The sequence below is a fragment of the Agrobacterium vacciniicorymbosi genome, assembly GCF_040427045.1.
Taxonomy (GTDB): Bacteria; Pseudomonadota; Alphaproteobacteria; order Rhizobiales; family Rhizobiaceae; genus Agrobacterium.
This window is the reverse complement of record NZ_JBETMF010000001.1, coordinates 499,345-517,852: the sequence shown is the minus strand read 5'-3', so window position 1 is coordinate 517,852 and position 18,508 is coordinate 499,345. Positions and strand designations below refer to the sequence as shown.

Below are 18,508 nucleotides of genomic sequence, written 5' to 3'. Positions count from 1 at the left end.
ATCAGCAGCCCTTGCCGCCATTGACCCAGCGCTTCACATCCGTGGTGATGCGGGCAGCATGCGGTTCGTTCATGGCAGGACCGAAGGCATCAACCTTGGCGGGGTTGCCTTCTGCCTGAACGACGAGCATCGGGCGTGATTCCGGGCTGTTGCGCGGCACCAGCAGAATGCGGGGACGACCGGAGAAGGAATTCAGTTCAGGCGCAAGGCGATAGGCCTTGAAGGCCGGGTCGCCCGATTTGAACCAGCAGGCATTGGCGCCCAGCGCTACGCGTTCCATGACCGGCAAAGCGGCCTGCGATGAAGAGGATGACGCCGCCGGTTTTTTCTCGGACTGGCACGCTGCCAGAGACAGCGCGACGAGGCCAAGGCCTGCAATGTTAAGTGCTTTACGAAGGGGCAGGCGGTTCATCGCTTCAATCCACGAATAGGGGCCATGAAAGGGAAATACAACAAAGCCGGTGTAACCCGGCTTTGTTAATATTTACGCTGCGATGACACCGAGGGCCGAGGCAAATATGCCGCGGCCATCATTACCGCCATGCGCGGCTTCAATGAGATTTTCCGGGTGTGGCATCATGCCGAGAACATTGCCCTTGGCGTTGATAACGCCGGCGATATCGTTGAGCGAACCGTTCGGGTTTGTGCCTTCGGCATAACGGAAGACGACCTGGCCATTGGCTTCGATGGATTTCAGTTCTTCCGGCTCCACGAAGTAATTGCCATCATGATGGGCAACGGGAGAGCGGATGATCTGGCCCTTGTCGTAAGCGCGGGTGAATTCCGTGTCGTTGTTGACGACTTCGAGCTTCACTTCGCGGCAGACGAATTTCAGCGATGCATTGCGCATGAGAGCGCCCGGCAACATGCCTGCTTCAACCAAAATCTGGAAACCGTTGCAGACGCCCAGAACCTTGACGCCCTTTTCGGCTTTCTCGCGGATAGCCTGCATGACGGGCATGCGCGCGGCAATGGCGCCGCAACGCAGGTAATCGCCATAAGAAAAGCCGCCGGGAATGACGATGAGATCGACATCCGGGATTTCGGTTTCGGTCTGCCAGATGGTGACCGGTGCCTTGCCGGAAATCCGTGTCAAAGCCGCGATCATATCACGGTCGCGGTTGAGGCCAGGAAGCTGGACGACTGCGGATTTCATAGGGCGGCTCCTGAACGTCAGAGAATAGCGATAGAGTAGTTTTCGATCACCGTGTTGGCGAGCAGCTTTTCGCACATCGCCTTCAGGTCGGCTTCGGCTTTCGCCTTGTCGCTGGCGTTCAGTTCCAGATCGAAGACCTTGCCCTGACGTACCTGGCCGACGCCATCGAAACCGAGGCTGCCGAGCGCGCCTTCGATTGCCTTACCCTGCGGATCGAGAACGCCGTTCTTCAGCGTAACAGTCACCCGTGCCTTGATCACCTGATGCTCTCCTGAATTTACTTGACCAGAACCGGGCCGGTGCCGCGGATTGGTTCATTTTCGTTGATGATGCCGAGACGGCGCGCAACTTCCGAATAGGCTTCCAGAAGCCCACCCATATCGCGGCGAAAACGGTCCTTGTCCATCTTTTCCTGCGTTTCGATGTCCCACAAACGGCAGCTATCCGGGGAAATCTCATCGGCCAGAACTATACGCATCATGTCGCCTTCGAACAGACGTCCGCACTCGATCTTGAAATCGACGAGCTGAATGCCGACACCGAGGAACAGGCCAGAGAGGAAATCGTTGACGCGAATGGCAAGCGCCATGATGTCATCGAGTTCGGCGGGATTTGCCCAGCCAAACGCCGTGATGTGCTCTTCGGACACCATAGGATCTTCGAGAGCATCGGACTTGTAATAGAACTCGATGATGGAGCGCGGCAGAACCACGCCTTCATCGATGCCCAGACGCTTCGACAGCGAGCCGGCGGCGACGTTGCGCACGACGATCTCAAGCGGGATCATCTCCACTTCCTTGATCAACTGCTCACGCATGTTGAGGCGGCGGATGAAGTGTGTGGGGATGCCGATCTTGTTCAGGTGGGTGAACACATATTCGCAGATGCGATTGTTCAGCACACCCTTGCCGTCGATGACTTCGTGTTTCTTCTTGTTGAAGGCGGTTGCGTCGTCCTTGAAGAACTGGATGAGAGTTCCTGGCTCTGGACCTTCATAAAGGATCTTGGCCTTGCCTTCGTAAATACGGCGGCGACGGTTCATATTAACAAATCTCTTGGTTGGTGCCGGAGGGCGGCATTTGTTTCGTCAGTTGAAGCGGTCCCATAAAGGAAAAGAAGCCATTCCACAATGAGTCGGGGTCACCTTCGCATCAATTCTTAACCTTGCATGTGACTGCTGCGAAGGCCGTAATGCATGATTACGCTTTTTCAACAGTTTTATTTTACAACATAAGCGTCCCCACGAAGAGGACGAAAATAATAATCTAATAAAAACCGGGGTGAAATTATGTTTGCATTGAAAGAACGTGGTAAAGCACTCGAAAATATTTATTTCAACGAAGAGTATGTGACGTTTCGTCTTCATGCCATGCGCAACAAGCTTGTCGGGCTTTGGGCAGCAGCGCTGATGAAGATAGAAAACGCGGACGCCTATGCTAGCGAACTCGCTGGCTGTGCGGTGAATGGCAATGAAGAAGAAGCTGTTTTTCTGAAATTGCAGGCGGACTTCCAACAGGCTGCCGTGACTGTTGCTGATGATGAAATCCATGATCGTATGCGTGACTTGCTAAACTCTGCCGCCCAGAGCCTGCGCCAAGGGCTGGCAGAACCCGACATGAAGGCCGTCGCCTGATCGTCAAACATCTATTTCAGCCGCCGATCTACTTGCCTCCCGGCAGATTGGCGGCTTTTCTACGCACCTTTCGCTGAATATGCGTCGCTGCCGACCTCCAGGCCTCGGCGGCGACGAAGCTTGGCACCTGATCCCGGGGGATCGGGCGGCAGAGCGCATAACCCTGGAGCGAATCGCAGCCCATGTCCTGCAGGATGCGGATATGCTCCGCCGTTTCCACACCTTCCGCCACCACCTTGATGCCCAGCGAATGGCCAATATCAATGATGGAACCGAGCAGCTTGCGCTGCTCCGCAGATTCCGGCGTCAAGCGTACAAGCTCGCGGTCTACCTTCAGTGTGCTGGGGCTGACTTTCAAAAGGCTGATGATCGAGGCGTGGCCGGTGCCGAAGTCGTCGATTTCAATATCGATGCCCAGCGCGCGCAATTTTTGCATATTGGAAATGGCGATGTCATTGCCGTCATCGAGGAAGATGGATTCGAGCAGCTCGAAGGACAGCGTGCCCGGCTCGATATCCAGCCCGTCCAACGTGTCCGTCAGCGCCGGATCGTGCAGGCGCCGCGCTGACACGTTGACGGAGACGGTGGGTATGGCAATGCCTGACGCTTTCCATAGCTTGAAATCGGCCAGCGCTTTTTCGAGAATGATGCCGTCAATGGTGGCCACGGCATCGAGGTCTTCTGCAACGGCCAGAAACTTGTCTGGCGTCAGAATGCCCTCAAGCGGGTGGTTCCAGCGAGCCAGCGTTTCCACGCCGGAAATGTTGAGCGTCTGTGCGTCGAACTGGAACTGATAATAGGGAACGAATTCATCCCGCTCCAGCGCCATCAGAATTTCATCCGAGACGCGTTTGGTGTTGATGAGCCAATCCTGCGTATCGGCCGAGAAGAATTCGTAGCGATTGCGGCCGCGCTTCTTGGCATTGTAGAGCGCGATATCCGCATTCAGCAGAACCTGCTTGTAATCGATGTCGGCGCCTATGCCGCAGGCGATGCCGATGCTGGCGCCGAACCGGCATTCATGCCCCTCATGCAGAACCGGCTTTCGCAGTTCCTTGATGAGCCCGTCTGCCATGGCTGCTATTCTTCGGGTATTGCCGTTGAAGGGTGAGAGAAAGACGAATTCATCGCCGCCGATGCGGGCCGCGAATTCATCTGCCTTCAGGTTCTTACGCAGCAAATCCGCGACATGCTGCAGCATGACATCGCCGGTGCGGTGTCCCAGCGTGTCGTTGATCTGCTTGAAGCGGTCAAGATCGATATGGAGGATGGCAATGCCGCGTCTGCTTTTTCTTGCTCCCGGCGTCCGGTGCTCCAGCACGTCATCCAGATAGCGGCGGTTTGGCAGGTCGGTCAGATAGTCATGCATCGCATTATGCTCGATGCTTGCCCGCGCAGCTTCAAGCTCGACGTTGCGGGCTTCTGCGAGTGTCTTGGCACGCTCCAGCTCGTTGCGCAGTTGCACATCCGCCGTCACATCCCAATTGACGCCGATCATCTTCTTGCGGCCATCGATGTCAATGAAGGGAAGCGAGCGCGCCCGGATATAGCGCAGGGAGTTATCTGGCAGAACGATGCGATAGTCTTCCGAGAAGGGCTGAAGTTTTTCGATCTTGTCGGAGACATGCTTATCGACGCGGCGCAGATCGTCCGGGTGAACGCGCGATTCCCACAGGCCGCCGATCCTGACGGGGGTGCTGGGATCGACCTGATACATTTCATACATGCGGTCATCCCAGATGGTCTCGCCCGCGTCGAAATCCACCTCGAACACACCGACCTGCGAGGCTTCGAGCGCGACCTTCAGGTGACGCGAAATGCGCTCCATCAGATGTTCGGTGGCCTTGCGCTCGCTCACGTCAGTATCGGTGCCGACAATGCGCACGGGCCTGCCGTAATCATCGCGTTCTATACAGGCACCGCGACATTCGATCCACACCCAGTGGCCATCCTTGTGCCGCTCACGGTACTGGAAGGCGGTATAGGCGGGGTCGCCTGCATTTTGTCGTTCAATGCAGTGCAGCGTATGTTCCCGGTCATCCGGGTGCAGCAAATCCACCCATTTGTCGTAATCGGTCTCGATGGGTTCGTGCGGCGCCAGGCCACGAATGGCCTTCCATGTGTCCGAACCATACATTGCACCGGTAGCGAGGTTCTGGTCCCATACGCCGGATAAGGAACTGACAAGCGCGCTGTTCCAGCGGCTTTCGCGAAAAGCGATCTCTTTTTCCCGGTGTCGCTGCTCGGTGATATCGGTGAATTGCGCCAGCGTTCTGGCGCGAGTGCCAGAGCCGACTGCGCTTAAAGACAGGATGGCATGGCGATCCATGGTGTCGGTGCCGTGTAACCGGGCCTCCAACGCTGTGGATGAGGTTTCTGGCAGCCTCGCTAAGGTCTCTGTGACGCCTGCGTGGTCATCGGGGTGGATGAAATCCAGCAGATGGCCGGGCATGTCGCAGGAAGCGGCCAGACTGAAATTGGCCGGAACGAAAACGATATCGCCACTGGCCCGAAGGTGGAGGACGGGAACAGGCAGAGCTTCAAGAATATCTTTCAGCAACAGATCTTGGTTCACGCGATCCTGCCATATGTTCAATCGATTAAAATAGCGCACGAACGCACGCCGGAAATTCCCAGTCTATTCTCGCAGACTTACGTGGCAGTTAAAAGGGACGTGCGGAAATTTCTCTTTCGCACGTCATGGTCGAGAAATATTTGATATTGCTAATGAAATTATTCGGGGAACCCGGCAGGCGGTTTCAGCTTGCTGAGAAACTGCGCAAACACCATCGTCCCTTCAGGCCACGGGCCATGGCCCGACTCGGTATTGATATGGCCAGACATGCCCGCATCAATCAACGTCGAGCCCCAGGCATTGGCAATATCTCCGGCATGTTCATAGCTGCCGAAGGGGTCGTTCTGGCTGGCGATGGTAATGGTCGGAAAGGGCAGCGGCTCGCGCGGGTAGGGGCCGAATGTCATAAGATGTTTCGGGCGGATATCCGGGTTTGCCACATCCGGCGGGGCCACGAACATCGCACCGGCAATCTTGTCCTTGATCTGCGGCAGGGCGTGCATGACGGTTGGTACGCCAAGCGAATGGGCGACCAGCACGACCGGCTTGGTGCAGGCATTCACCTCCTCGATCAGCTTTGCCACCCAGTCTTCCTTGACCGGCTTTGTCCATTCCGCCTGTTCGACACGGCGGGCCGTGGACAGTTTCTCCTGCCAGCGGCTTTGCCAGTGTTCAGGGCCGGAATTGGTGTAACCGGGAACGATGAGGATATCTGCTTCTGATGCTTTCATGCCGCATATCTCGGTATTGTGGTTGGAGTTATCAAGGAGAAAATCTTTTGCCCCGCACCAGCCGCCAAACCCCTCACCAAGAAAATCTACGACTTAGCTTTCGCTAAGATCGTGATTTTCTATCCTCTCCCACAAGGGGAGAGGTAAGGAGCAAGCGGCTCGGCATTCGCCTATCTCTCCCCTTGTGGGAGAGAAAGCAATTTCAACATCTTGAGCTTTGCTCAAGTGTTAGAAATTGCATGTGAGGGGTTTTGCTTTTCGCTCAAGCTTTACCAAACACGCGATTGAAAATCGTGTCTACATGCTTGGTGTGATAACCCAGATCGAACTTCTCGCGGATCGTTTCTTCCGGCAGGGCTGCGCGGACTTCTTCGTCTGCGAGCAGCTCTTCCAGGAAGTCAGCGCCGTGTTCCCACACCTTCATGGCATTGCGCTGCACGAGACGGTAGGAATCTTCGCGAGAAACGCCAGCCTGCGTCAGCGCCAGAAGAACGCGCTGGGAGTGAACGAGGCCGCGGAACTTGTTCATGTTCTTCAACATGTTGTCCGGGTAGATCACCAGCTTTTCGATGACACCAGCCAAACGGTTCAGCGCGAAATCGAGCGTGATGGTCGTGTCGGGGCCGATGGCGCGTTCGACAGAGGAGTGGCTGATATCGCGCTCATGCCAGAGAGCAACGTTTTCCATGGCCGGAACGACCGACATGCGCACGAGACGCGCAAGGCCCGTGAGGTTTTCGGTCAGCACAGGGTTGCGCTTGTGTGGCATGGCGGAGGAGCCCTTCTGGCCCGGAGAGAAGAACTCTTCGGCTTCCAGAACCTCGGTGCGCTGCATGTGACGGATTTCGATTGCGACGTTTTCGATGGAAGACGCGATGACGCCGAGTGTGGCGAAGAACATGGCGTGACGGTCACGAGGGATGACCTGCGTGGACACGGGCTCTGGCGACAGACCCAGCGCCTTGCAGACGTGTTCTTCGACCGATGGATCGATATTGGCGAAGGTGCCGACCGCACCCGAAATGGCACCGGTCGCGATTTCCGCACGGGCTGCGACGAGGCGGGCGCGGTTGCGGTCCATCTCCGCATAGAAGCGGGCGAAGGTCAGGCCCATCGTTGTCGGCTCGGCATGAATGCCGTGGCTGCGACCGATACGAACCGTGTCCTTGTGTTCGAAGGCGCGGGTCTTGAGTGCTGCGAGAACGCGGTCCATATCTGCAATCAGCAGATCGGCGGCGCGCACCAACTGAATATTGAGCGTGGTATCCAGCACGTCCGAAGAGGTCATGCCCTGGTGGATGAAGCGGCTGTCGGGGCCGACGAATTCTGCCAGATGCGTCAGGAAGGCGATGACATCATGCTTGGTGACGGCTTCAATCTCATCGATACGCGCGACGTCGAATTCCGCAGCGCCGCCCTTTTCCCAGATGGTCTTGGCCGCATCCTTGGGGATGACACCGATTTCGGCAAGCGCGTCGCAGGCATGCGCCTCGATTTCGAACCAGATGCGGAACTTGGTTTCCGGCGACCAGATTGCGACCATTTCCGGTCTGGAATAACGAGGGATCATGGCAATGGCTTTCTATACGAGGAAATTTTTCTGCCCCTTTAGCAAAGTGTTCCGGCAATCTCAACGCATTCGAGGGCCGAGGGGGAAAGTGGCGAAGGGGCAGGGGCCGCCACTTGGGTGGCCGCTTAGCTGCGGCCCTGTTCTGCAGACGCGCGCACCGCGCTGACCATGGTGCGATAATCTTCGACGCCGTCACCCTTGAAGATGGCTGAACCGGCAACGAGAACATTTGCACCGGCGGCAATTGCGCTTCCAGCGGTGGCAATGGTGATGCCGCCATCCACTTCAAGTTCAATTGGCCTGTCACCGATCAGAGACTTGGCGGCGCGGATCTTGTCCAGCATGGCGGGAATGAATTTCTGGCCACCGAAGCCGGGATTGACGCTCATTATGAGGATGAGATCGACATCATCAAGCACGTTTTCCAGAACCGACAGCGGCGTCGCCGGATTGAGCGTAACGCCGACCTTCTTGCCCAGCGAGCGAATGGTTTGCAGCGAGCGGTGCAGATGCGGGCCAGCCTCGGCGTGAACGGTGATGCCATCGCAGCCAGCCTTGGCGAAGGCTTCAAGATAGGGATCGGCAGGCGCGATCATCAGATGGCAATCGAAGAATGCCTGGCTGTGCGGGCGCAGCGCCTTGATGACATCAGGGCCGAAAGAGATGTTCGGCACGAAATGGCCGTCCATGACATCGAGGTGAATCCAGTCGGCACCCGCCGCCGTCACATCGGCCACTTCCTGTCCGAGTTTTGCAAAATTGGCGGCAAGAATGGAGGGGGCGATCCGCACGGGAAGAGACATCTGCAAAAGCTCCTACTATAAAGGTTTGCGCGCTTTACCACCGATACCCGGTATCAACAATCGTCACGCGGCCAATTGGGCTCAGCGCTCGGCGCGGTCCACAGAAACGAAGGCCGTGCCATCCCATTTCTGGAGGCGGTATGGATTGGTCTGCAATTCGTGGCGGTCGTTGAAGGTGATCTGGCCGATGGCGGTTTCAAAAGCGGTGCCGACCAGAACGGCGGGGGCCGGCTTGTTCTGCGCTTCCGCCAGCTCAATAAGCTTTGCGGCAATCTGCGTGGCTGCATAGGCGGGCAGGGCGTACCCCTCCGGCTCGACATTGGCAGCACGGAGTTCCTTGACCGCGTCCGCAGCCGAAGGCAAGGCGGCGTAATCGGGGATGGTGATGGCCAGAACGCCCGGCTGCAAAGGCACCGGGTTATTGGCGGCGCGCATCGTATCGCCCGACATGATCGTCAGTGGCGCCTTTTCGGCTGCCGCATCCCGGGCGATGATAGCGACATCGTTGCGTTCCGCACCGATGAAGACATGCGTGACGCCAGTGCGGCTGAGCCGACGGACGAGCGCGACCTGCTGTTCCTGCGCGGGGCGTAGCGTATCGGTAAAGGTGGGCTTGAGGCCGGATTCTTCCAGCTTGGCGCGGATGCGGTCTACCAGTTCGCGGCTATAGATCGTGCCATCATCGATGAGACCGAAGGAGTGGCCCTTCCAGTCGCGCAGAATGGCGTCGATTGCCGCTGCCGATTCGTCCGTATCCGATGGCCCCAACCGGAAGAGCGGCCAGCCACGTTTCATCGTATCTTCCATCAGGCCAGAGGCGCGGCTGGAGAGGGTAATGGCCGGGATCGCTGCATTTTTGAGCGTGGGCAGTGCCTCAGGCAGAGTTTCCGTACACAGAAACCCAACGACGATGCTAACCTTGGCCGCGACCAAGCCATCGGCGATGGCACCGCCACTACCTTCTTCACAGCTTTCATGAATTTCCATGACATCGAGGCCAGCCTTCGCCGCTGCAATCTTGACGCCCTGACGGATTTGCGAGCCTAGCATCTCATAGGCACCATTTTGCGGCGCAACGACACCGATGGTGGCAGCACTTGCTGTGCCGGCAAAGGCAACACTGGCAGCGATCATGAGCAGGCGAAATAATGGCATCGGGCGGCTGTGTTCCTCTTCCTGTCCTGACAGCATATCCAATAATCGCCGCTGGCCGACTGCAAATGGTAATTTCTGCGCTTCCGGTGCTCACATACGTTAAGTACGCTCCATCCCGGTTCTCGAAATCACCATTTTCGCCGGGCCAGCAGCAATTCTTGAACAGGCTGAGAGATGTTTATCGACACAGAACCGTTTACAAAAGAGGCAATGCTTTCGAAAACGCGCCAGCAGGACGAATTTTGGCGTATTTTCAGCGGTATAAACGAGAAGAGGCCAATCAGGAGTGCAGATTGCGCAAATGCCCCTTAAAAAATGGGAGTAGCCGGAGCAGGCAATCTTGGATACATATGGGTGAATTCATCGCTGCTATCGACTTCAGCGATTATTTTAATCGATTGGTCGGCTGAAATGTCAAAGTTTCTTCTTTATGGAGATCGCATTGACGCAAAAAAATTCACGATTTTTTACGAAGATTTCCTTGCGCAAGTTTCGTGTTTTATTTGACTCACGATGAGGCGCGTAAGGGAACGATCTGGCTATTGCCTGATTAGTTCTTATATGTAAGGAAAAATAAAAAAATAAAAGTCCAGTATGGAGAGTGTGCTATGTCCCAAACTGTCCGAATAGATCGTGATGCATTTAAGCGTGGTGTTCACGATGTAATGACGTTTGCTCCTTTGCGTGACGCTGTTAGAACAGCAAGTGGGGTTTTCGGGAGCCGTTCTGAAAACGCGAGCCAAGTGGATAAAAAGGGAGTTCCTGCGGCAAGCGGGAATAAGGCATCTGGTGACGGAAAATCTTCCCGATGAAAATGATAAGGAACACCAAGAAAACGGCCGCCGAGATGGTGGCCGTTTTCTTGCGATTAACAATCTTCATTATCACGCCAACGATATTTCAGAACTGCGCAAGCTGGCAGAGCTGGATCCACTTTTGGCAGAAAAAATTATCGAACAACGTGACCGAGAAAGCGCTCGGATAACAGCTAGCTACAATTTTGGTTTGCTGTGCACTATCATATTATTAATCACGCTACTCGTTGCCGTCGTATCTTTGCTCATATTTTTAGGAATTTTGGAAACGATGGTGGCCATCGTTGCCATTCTAGCGCTCGCCTTGCTCGTGAAAGTAATTCTAACAGGTGAGTGGTCTGAAACATCATGGTTTGGAAAAATCATATCCGTTATTATCCGCACCTTGGGCGGCTCTACTTGATTAGTAAGCCGTATCGCCATTTTCTAAGAGGTGATACGCTGCTCCAAAACGTGAGAGTTGACTAAGCGTTGTTTGGTCGCTTACGGTTTCTGACTGTTAGGTAGCTTTTAGCTTGCGCAAATGCCGGAACGCGTCCTGCGCGAAAAGCGATAGTGGCTGCGGGGCGTCGTTCATGTCGAACCAGCCCATATTGGACAATTTATCGGGTTCTGTCAGGCTCGGTTCCCCCTGCACATCGTCTGCAAGATAGATGAGCGATAGCCAGTGCTGGCCGTCCGAGGGAATGATCTGTTCGCTGATGCAAAGGAAGTTGACGTCGCCAATGGCTAGGCCGGTTTCTTCTTCGGCTTCGCGTTTTGCGGCGGTGGCGGCGGATTCCATGTGGTCCACTTTGCCGCCGACGATGCTCCAATGCCCTGCTTCCGGCGGATTGACCCGCTTGTAAAGCAAGACCTTGCCATCTCTTTGGATGACAAGGCCGGAGCCTACACCCGGAAAATCAATGCCGGGTTTCATGCTCACGCTTTCGCGTTTGCCACGATCAGCATGAAGGCAGGAATGTCATCGCCGAAGCCGACAGGTGTCGGGCCATCGTCGTAGTCGCGGTAGTGGCGGCGACGCTCGCGATTGTCGTCGTTTGCAGGAGACGTCGTGTGGTTCCGCTCGAAATTGCGAGGTGCCTTTTCGTGCTTGCGCTCTGCCTTCAACTTTTCGCCTCCGTTGGCCGCAACATCCACGATGGCTGATGCTGGCTGAATGGTTTTGACTTCTGGTTCGGTCTGAGGAACCGCATCGCGGCGGTTTCTGTCGCGGCCACGACCGCGCTGTTCTTTTTCCTTGCCACGGCGCGGGCGCTCTGAAGCAAAGCTTTCCATCGGAGCCGGAAGCTCGGACAGGTCACCGTTCAGCCATTCGATCTTTTCGTTGATCAGCTTTTCGATGGCGTCGAGATACTTCGTGTCGCGGCGGTTGACGAGCGTAAACGCAGCGCCGGAGCGGCCTGCGCGGCCCGTACGACCGATGCGGTGAACATAGTCTTCCGCATGGATCGGAACATCGAAGTTGAAAACGTGGCTGACATCGGGAATATCGAGACCGCGCGCCGCAACGTCGGATGCGACGAGCAGGGTGATCTGATTGTCCTTGAAGCCCGCAAGCATCTTGGTGCGCGAGTTCTGGTCCATGTCACCATGCAGCGCGCCGACGGAGAAGCCGTGACGTTCCAGCGAACGGAACAGGTCAGCGACATCCTTCTTGCGATTGCAGAAGATGATCGCATTCTTCAACTCGGTCTGGGCATTGATGAGCTCGCGCAGAACGGCGCGCTTCTCATAATCCTTGTCGTGCGTGGCAACGATACGCTGCGTCACCGTCTTTGCCGTCGAGGATGGCTTTGCCACTTCGATACGAACCGGGTTCTGCAGGAAGCGGTCGGCCAGCTTCTGAATTTCCGGCGGCATGGTGGCCGAGAAGAACAGGGTCTGACGGGTGAAGGGAATCATCTTCGCGATGCGTTCGATATCCGGGATGAAGCCCATGTCGAGCATGCGGTCGGCTTCGTCGATCACGAGGATTTCGACGCCGGTCATCAAAAGCTTGCCGCGTTCGCAATGGTCGAGCAGGCGGCCCGGGGTGCAGATCAAAACATCTGCGCCGCGCTCCAGCTTGCGATCCTGCTCTTCAAAGGAGACACCGCCGATGAGAAGGGCGACGTTGAGCTTGTGGTTCTTGCCGTATTTCTCGAAGTTCTCAGCCACCTGTGCGGCGAGTTCGCGAGTGGGCTCCAGAATGAGGGTTCGCGGCATTCTTGCACGCGCACGGCCTTTTTCCAGCAGGGTCAACATTGGCAGCACGAAGGATGCGGTTTTGCCCGTACCCGTCTGCGCGATGCCGCAAATGTCGCGTCGTTCAAGCGCTGGCGGAATTGCGCCTGCCTGAATGGGTGTCGGTGTCGTGTAGCCGGCACTTTCGATAGCGGAAAGAACTTTTTGGCTCAGGCCAAGATCAGAGAATGTTGTCAAAGGAAAAACTGTTTCCGTGTTGGTTCGAAAAGAACACTTAGCTGTCATAACGGCGACGCCGCAGACTGTAGCGGCGAAATAGGCCGAATTAGCCGGAAAGTCAAGGAAACAGGGATTTATCCCAAAATAATACAGGTTGCCCCACTGTTTCCAGTGAGACTGGCAATTGTAACGGCATCAATAACCAAGTCGTATCGCGCCGGCTGTTCTATTGAAGATAGGTTTTCAGCTCTGTCCCAGCCACCAGAAACCGCATCGGATCGACCGGATTGTCGTTCAACCGCACTTCATAATGCACATGTGGCCCAGTGGAGCGACCGGTGCTGCCGGCTCTGCCGATGACATCGCCAAGATTGACCTTGTCGCCTTCCTTGACGAGAATCTGGGACATGTGGCCGTAACGGGTGGTGATGCCCTTACCATGATCGACCTCGACCATGTTGCCGTAACCGCCTGAAAAACCGGCACTTGTGACCGTACCAGCACCTGTGGTGCGAATATCGGCACCGGTTTCGGCAACGAAGTCCACACCCGCATGCAAGGCGAGGCGGCCCAGAAACGGATCGATGCGATTGCCGAAACGGCTGGAAATTTCGCGGCCCGGAGCTGGGTTGCCGAAGGGCAGCGACACGGCTGCACCGCGCACCGTTTCCAGCCGGTTGAGAGCGCTATCGAGATTGCTGAGGGATGTTTCGAAGGTGCCAGCGCTATCATTGACCGGCTCAACGAAGGGGCCGCCGATCGCTTGATCGGCAGAATCGTCGATTTTGATTCCGGTTCTGCGAATGATGTCGGCCATCGCATCGGCCTTGTTTTCGGCACCTATCGTCAGCGAAGCGATTCGGCTTAATTGGTCGTTTTCGACCTTGCTGAGAGAGGTGATCATCTTCGCAAGGCTGCGGTCGGAGAGTTTGTCGCTGGTGGCGCCATAGGTCAGGCTGCCCTTCAGCCCGCTGCCGGAGGAGGATGATACCATGAGATTGCCGATGGCGCTGGACGCGCCGGAAAGGCTCGCTCTCTTGTCAGGCGCGTAGGCGTTGACCGGGCTCTTCTCATTCGTGTTTTCGGACAGGCCGGATTTTTCGGCGCGCTCCAGAAGCTCGCTCATGCGGCCATGGCGGGAGGTTAGGGCGTTCTGCTGCTGCAAGAGAAGCTCGACCTTTCGCTCAACCACCTTCTGATCCAGCAACTGTTTGGAGGTGACTCGATCCACCTGCGCACGCAGGGTAGCGATGCGGTCTTCATATTCCCGCTGAATGCGCGACTGGCGGGCAATGGTCGCGCCGACCAGATCGTCGCGCAAAACAAGATAAGCAGTCGCTCCGATGTAACCGACGCTGAGCAGGCCGACTACGCAAAGGGCAGTCGCGGCAAGCCACGGGCGAATAGTGAGATGGCGGACTTTATCACCGCTGGCCAGAATCAGAACGTGCTGCTGGCGCTTTTTGCCAAATGACAGGCTTTTACCCGCTTCCGTCAAAATCCCACCTCCGGCCAATCTCGTCTTGGCCGGATAGTAATTTGTTAAGGTTAACGAAGTTTTGACTTTCACTGGCGCCGCAGCACCATGGCGCGATTTTCAGAGCGCCTTGATGGCGTCCAGAACCTCTTGGGCGTGACCGGGCACCTTCACCTTGTTCCAGATTTTGGCGATCTTGCCACCTGGCGCAACGAGATATGTGGTACGCTCTACGCCCATATATTTCTTGCCATACATGCTTTTTTCCTTCCACACGCCATAGGCTTCCAGCACCTGACGCTCCTCGTCGGAGGCCAGCATGACGGTGAGGGAATGTTTGGCGGCGAATTTGTCGTGGCTCTTCACCGAATCGGGCGAAATGCCGATGACCACGGCGTTGGCGACTTCGAAGTCCGCACCCATGGCGCTGAAATCAATGGCCTGCGCGGTGCAGCCGGATGTGTCATCCTTTGGATAGAAATACAAAACGACGGCTTTGCCTTGCAGGCTGGCCAGATTGATGTCTCCGCTGCCGTTTCTGGGAAGCGTGAAATCCGGTGCTTTATCGCCAATTGCTAAATCTGTCATGGGTGACCTTTCTTTCGCCGGATTGTTGAGTAAATGGGCCACTATTCGATATATACCGAATAAGAGCTTCGTCCAGTCTTGTGGCGAGTCAGACGTTGTGATTGGTTGACCCGTCACTCCGAGCAGGCCTTGATGGTGATTTCAGGGCCGTGGCAATTCCGGGAGCAAGCACAGGCGGATGGCGGAAATTCGTGGCGAAAAGGTCAGCTTCAGCAAGCGCGATATCACGCCGCTGCATGCAATGCCTTCTGCCCAAGTGGTAGACCCGATCATTGTCCATTGCCCCGCGCCACGCTCCATGATGCGTGCGCTTTTGAAGGTTTTCGTGGCGCTGGTTATTCTGGCCTTCATCTCGGTCGGCGGAATCATTCTTTCCATTGAAACCGGCTCTGTCGACAGCGCGCTGTCCAAGCAGGCAAAGCAGGCGCTGGAAAACGCCATCGGCTCCCGCTATGAGGCGCGCATCGGCTCGACCTCTGTGCGCTTTGCCTCCGGCTTTCATCTGGCGCTGGTGGCGCAGGATGTCGATATCATCGAGCAGGATACCGGCCAGCATCTGAGCCGCGCCCGCGCCATCGGCATGGCGCTCGATCCCCTGGCGCTGATTACGGGTCGCGTCTCCGTCCAGAGCCTTGAAGCGACGGGCATGGAGCTCGACACCGCGCTTTTGCCAAAGGGGCAGGCCATTGATTGGGCGAAGATGCGGGTGGACGACGTTCCCACCTATCTGGACCTCGCCTTCACCGAGCTGGATCGTTTTGCGCAGGCCTTCCAGCGCAGTGGCACGGAAGAGATCGACCTCTCCGACATCGCCATCCGCCTGCCGCCAAGAGAAGACGGTGAGCCGCGGACGATTTCGCTGCGCGAGCTTTCGCTGGTTCCCGATGGCGATGGCGGTTATTCGCTGGATGGAAATGTCGCCTTCAACGGAGAGGTTGCCACGCTCTCGCTGGCGGCCAAGGGTGCTAGCGGCAGTATCGATGGTTTTACCGCACGGCTGGATGGTTTCGATATCGGTCCGCTTCTGGAGCAGCACGATCCCGAAGGACTGATGCACCAGGGCCTGAATGTCAAAGCGGGCATCAACATCGTCGGCAACAGAGACCGAGGCGAGACCAAGCCATCGCTTGCGGTCTCCGTGGGTATTGGCGACGGCAAGCTCTATATCGGCGGCGATGCGCAGCCGGTGACGAGCGGTGTCATCAATGCGAGGTATGACTTCGACAAGAGCGTCATCGCGGTCGAGAACTCCCGCCTGACGCTGGGCCAAACCGTTTTGCCTCTGCATGGGCAGATCAAGGATAGCGATATCGGCTATGATCTGGCGATGCGCATGGAGCAGGCAACCGCGATTGCCGAAGGCGGCGGGGAACCGCCGGTCACTTTCGATCTGACGGCAGATGGTACTTATGACAAGTCGACGCACCGGCTGGATGTGCCGGCACTCTATGTAAAGAGTGCGCTGGGCGACATGGCAGGATCGCTCAAGGTGCATTTCGTTGGCAAGGGCTCGCCTGAGATCAGCTTCGGCGGCCAGATTGCCAAGATGGAGGCGACGGCGGTCAAGCAATTGTGGCCGTTCTGGATGGCGCGCAAGGCGCGTCCCTGGGTCGTGGCCAACCTGTTTGGCGGTACGGTCAGAAACGGCTCCATTGCCGTCTTCATTCCGGAAGGCAGAATGTGTGGGCCGGGTTGTCCGCTGGAGCTTTCCGCTGGCGAATTGCAGATCAGGTTCGATGTGGACAATACACGCCTGAACGTGACCGGCGACATACCGCCGCTGCGAGACGCTTCCGCCCATTTTGAGCTGGTGGGTGAGAAGATCAACGTCGATATCATCAAGGCGACATCGTTCTTCCCGTCCAACCGCACGCTGGCGCTGGAAAACAGCAAGTTCTCCATCGACTCGGTCTATGACAAGCCGTTGACGGCCGATCTCGATCTCAATGTCTCGGGCTCGGCCGATGCCGTGGCGGAGCTGGCAACGTTTCAGCCGATCAATGCTCTGAAGGATACAGAATTCAAGCCGGAGGATTTTTCAGGGCAGGTGAAGGCCAATGCCAAGCTGACCGTTGGCCTTCTGAACAGTCAGCAGCCACCGCCGCCCAAATGGACGGCGCGGTTGGATCTGGATGACGTCTCACTAACGAGGCCATTCGCTGGCCGCGATGTGTCGTCGATCAATGGTCCGATGACCATCGACAATGATGCGTTGCGCATGAAGGGCAAGGCCCGCATCGATGATGTTCCCATGGACCTCGATCTGGTTCAGCCGACGCGCAAATCCAGCACCGTTGCCCGGCAGATGCTGCTCAAGGCCACGCTGGAGCCGGGGCAGATCGCCAAGCTCGCACCGGAACTGACCAAGCTTCTGGGCGGCACGACGCTGCTGGAAATCAACGGTTCCGATCCGCGTCGGCAGGGTGTGAAACTCGATCTTTCCAACGCCTCCATCATCCTGCCGGGCATTGGCTGGACAAAGGGGGCTGGTATTCCCGCCAATGCCTCCTTCACCATGGATACGGTCGATGGCCGCACGTCGATCAGCAACTTCTCGCTCAAGGGTGATGGGTTCGGGGCGGCGGGTGATCTGGCTTTCGACAAAGCGGGGCTGACCTCTGCCAATTTCTCGCGCTTCCAGCTTTCTCCGCAGGATGATTTTGCCGTTTCCATCTCATCGGCGCGCAAGAATTACACGGTCAGCGCCAGCGGAAAATCCGCCGATCTCCGGCCTCTTATCGCAAAGCTGCGTAGCTCCAGCGGCAAGAGCAATGCCGCCCCAGGCGGCGGTGACGGCGACTTTGGTTCCTTCTCGGTCAAGGCGCAGCTGGACAAGATCTATGGCTTCAATGACGAGGTGATGAGCAACGTCAATGCGGACATCAATCTGCGTGACGGCAAGCTGCGCACCATTGATCTGAAGGCGGTCACCAGCCGGGGACAGGCGCTGGTTGCCCAGACCGCCAATCGCGGCGATGGCGGGACGATCAATCTGACGACCAGCGATGCGGGCTCGTTCGCGCGCTTCACCAACCTCTATTCCCGCGTTCGCGGCGGTCTGTTGAATCTGGCGCTGACCACGGCCAATGGCAATGACTGGAGCGGGTCTCTCGACCTGCGCAATTTCGCCGTTCTCAACGAAGCCAAGCTGCAGGATATCGTGGCGACGCCGACGGGTGAGGATGGCCGAAGCCTGAACACGGCGGTTCGCCGCAACATCGATGTCAGTTCGGAAAAATTTCAGCGCGGTTTTGCCCGCGTAGTCTATGTCAACGGTACGTTGGCACTGGAAAACGGCGTGGTTCGTGGCGAACAGATCGGCGCGACCTTTCAGGGCATCGTGAAGGACCAGAACGGCAATATGGACATGACCGGCACGTTCATGCCTGCCTATGGCCTCAACCGCCTTTTCGGGGAATTGCCCTTCATCGGCATCTTCCTCGGCAATGGGCGGGATCGTGGTCTGCTGGGCATCACCTTCAAGCTGACAGGACAGACGGACTCGCCGCGTCTCGCCATCAATCCGCTTTCCCTGATCGCGCCCGGCGTCTTCCGCCAAATCTTCGAGTTCCAATAAAAAGGGCCGCTCCAAGCGGCCC

Annotated in this window: 16 protein-coding genes; 3 read left to right on the top strand and 13 right to left on the bottom strand. The window is 56.8% G+C overall.

The window, feature by feature from the left end; translation table 11 throughout:
- Position 1: 1 nt before the first annotated feature.
- From ABUK73_RS02615 to purC, 4 genes are all read right to left on the bottom strand, one after another.
- Positions 2-412 carry a hypothetical protein gene (locus ABUK73_RS02615; protein WP_353575900.1) on the bottom strand — a complete coding sequence of 137 codons (411 nt, stop codon included), beginning with the start codon at positions 410-412 and terminating at the stop codon, positions 2-4.
- A gap of 72 nt (positions 413-484) precedes the next feature.
- Positions 485-1,156: a phosphoribosylformylglycinamidine synthase subunit PurQ gene (gene purQ / locus ABUK73_RS02610; RefSeq protein ID WP_353575899.1), complete on the bottom strand. Its 672-nt coding sequence runs from the start codon at positions 1,154-1,156 to the stop codon at positions 485-487.
- 17 nt (positions 1,157-1,173) lie between these two features.
- The gene (gene purS, locus ABUK73_RS02605; protein ID WP_027673420.1) at positions 1,174-1,416 is read right to left on the bottom strand and encodes a phosphoribosylformylglycinamidine synthase subunit PurS; all 243 of its coding nucleotides are present in this window, start codon (positions 1,414-1,416) and stop codon (positions 1,174-1,176) included.
- Positions 1,417-1,433: 17 nt separating this feature from the next.
- A complete protein-coding gene (gene purC / locus ABUK73_RS02600) occupies positions 1,434-2,198 on the bottom strand; it encodes a phosphoribosylaminoimidazolesuccinocarboxamide synthase (RefSeq protein WP_062449937.1) in 765 nt (254 codons plus the stop codon).
- Positions 2,199-2,444: 246 nt separating this feature from the next.
- On the opposite strand from purC, the gene ABUK73_RS02595 reads away from it, so the two are divergent.
- Positions 2,445-2,789, top strand: a complete 345-nt coding sequence (locus ABUK73_RS02595) for an ATPase inhibitor subunit zeta (RefSeq protein WP_353575898.1) — start codon at positions 2,445-2,447, stop codon at positions 2,787-2,789.
- Positions 2,790-2,817: 28 nt separating this feature from the next.
- On the opposite strand, the gene ABUK73_RS02590 is transcribed toward ABUK73_RS02595, so the two are convergent.
- The 5 genes from ABUK73_RS02590 to ABUK73_RS02570 form a co-directional block, all read right to left on the bottom strand.
- Positions 2,818-5,364, bottom strand: a complete 2,547-nt coding sequence (locus ABUK73_RS02590; protein WP_353575897.1) for a sensor domain-containing protein — start codon at positions 5,362-5,364, stop codon at positions 2,818-2,820.
- Between the two features lie 158 nt (positions 5,365-5,522).
- Positions 5,523-6,095: an RBBP9/YdeN family alpha/beta hydrolase gene (locus ABUK73_RS02585; RefSeq protein WP_353575896.1), complete on the bottom strand. Its 573-nt coding sequence runs from the start codon at positions 6,093-6,095 to the stop codon at positions 5,523-5,525.
- A gap of 262 nt (positions 6,096-6,357) precedes the next feature.
- Positions 6,358-7,665, bottom strand: coding sequence for an adenylosuccinate lyase (gene purB / locus ABUK73_RS02580; protein WP_353575895.1), 1,308 nt, complete (start codon positions 7,663-7,665; stop codon positions 6,358-6,360).
- Between the two features lie 125 nt (positions 7,666-7,790).
- Positions 7,791-8,468, bottom strand: coding sequence for a ribulose-phosphate 3-epimerase (gene rpe / locus ABUK73_RS02575; RefSeq protein WP_113085925.1), 678 nt, complete (start codon positions 8,466-8,468; stop codon positions 7,791-7,793).
- Between the two features lie 81 nt (positions 8,469-8,549).
- A complete protein-coding gene (locus tag ABUK73_RS02570) occupies positions 8,550-9,623 on the bottom strand; it encodes a branched-chain amino acid ABC transporter substrate-binding protein (protein WP_353575894.1) in 1,074 nt (357 codons plus the stop codon).
- 684 nt (positions 9,624-10,307) lie between these two features.
- Between ABUK73_RS02570 and ABUK73_RS02565 the strand changes: the two genes are divergently transcribed.
- Positions 10,308-10,841, top strand: a complete 534-nt coding sequence (locus ABUK73_RS02565; protein ID WP_353575893.1) for a hypothetical protein — start codon at positions 10,308-10,310, stop codon at positions 10,839-10,841.
- 96 nt (positions 10,842-10,937) lie between these two features.
- On the opposite strand, the gene ABUK73_RS02560 is transcribed toward ABUK73_RS02565, so the two are convergent.
- The 4 genes from ABUK73_RS02560 to bcp all read right to left on the bottom strand — a co-directional run bounded on the left by ABUK73_RS02560 (position 10,938) and on the right by bcp (position 14,909).
- Positions 10,938-11,357, bottom strand: coding sequence for an NUDIX domain-containing protein (locus ABUK73_RS02560; RefSeq protein WP_353575892.1), 420 nt, complete (start codon positions 11,355-11,357; stop codon positions 10,938-10,940).
- Between the two features lie 2 nt (positions 11,358-11,359).
- Entirely contained in the window at positions 11,360-12,862 is a 1,503-nt protein-coding gene (locus tag ABUK73_RS02555; protein WP_353575891.1) for a DEAD/DEAH box helicase, read from the bottom strand.
- Positions 12,863-13,070: 208 nt separating this feature from the next.
- The gene (locus ABUK73_RS02550) at positions 13,071-14,342 is read right to left on the bottom strand and encodes a M23 family metallopeptidase (RefSeq protein ID WP_353575890.1); all 1,272 of its coding nucleotides are present in this window, start codon (positions 14,340-14,342) and stop codon (positions 13,071-13,073) included.
- A gap of 99 nt (positions 14,343-14,441) precedes the next feature.
- A complete protein-coding gene (gene bcp / locus ABUK73_RS02545) occupies positions 14,442-14,909 on the bottom strand; it encodes a thioredoxin-dependent thiol peroxidase (protein ID WP_353575889.1) in 468 nt (155 codons plus the stop codon).
- 178 nt (positions 14,910-15,087) lie between these two features.
- Between bcp and ABUK73_RS02540 the strand changes: the two genes are divergently transcribed.
- The gene (locus tag ABUK73_RS02540) at positions 15,088-18,486 is read left to right on the top strand and encodes a YhdP family protein (RefSeq protein WP_353575888.1); all 3,399 of its coding nucleotides are present in this window, start codon (positions 15,088-15,090) and stop codon (positions 18,484-18,486) included.
- The last annotated feature ends 22 nt before the right edge of the window (positions 18,487-18,508 follow it).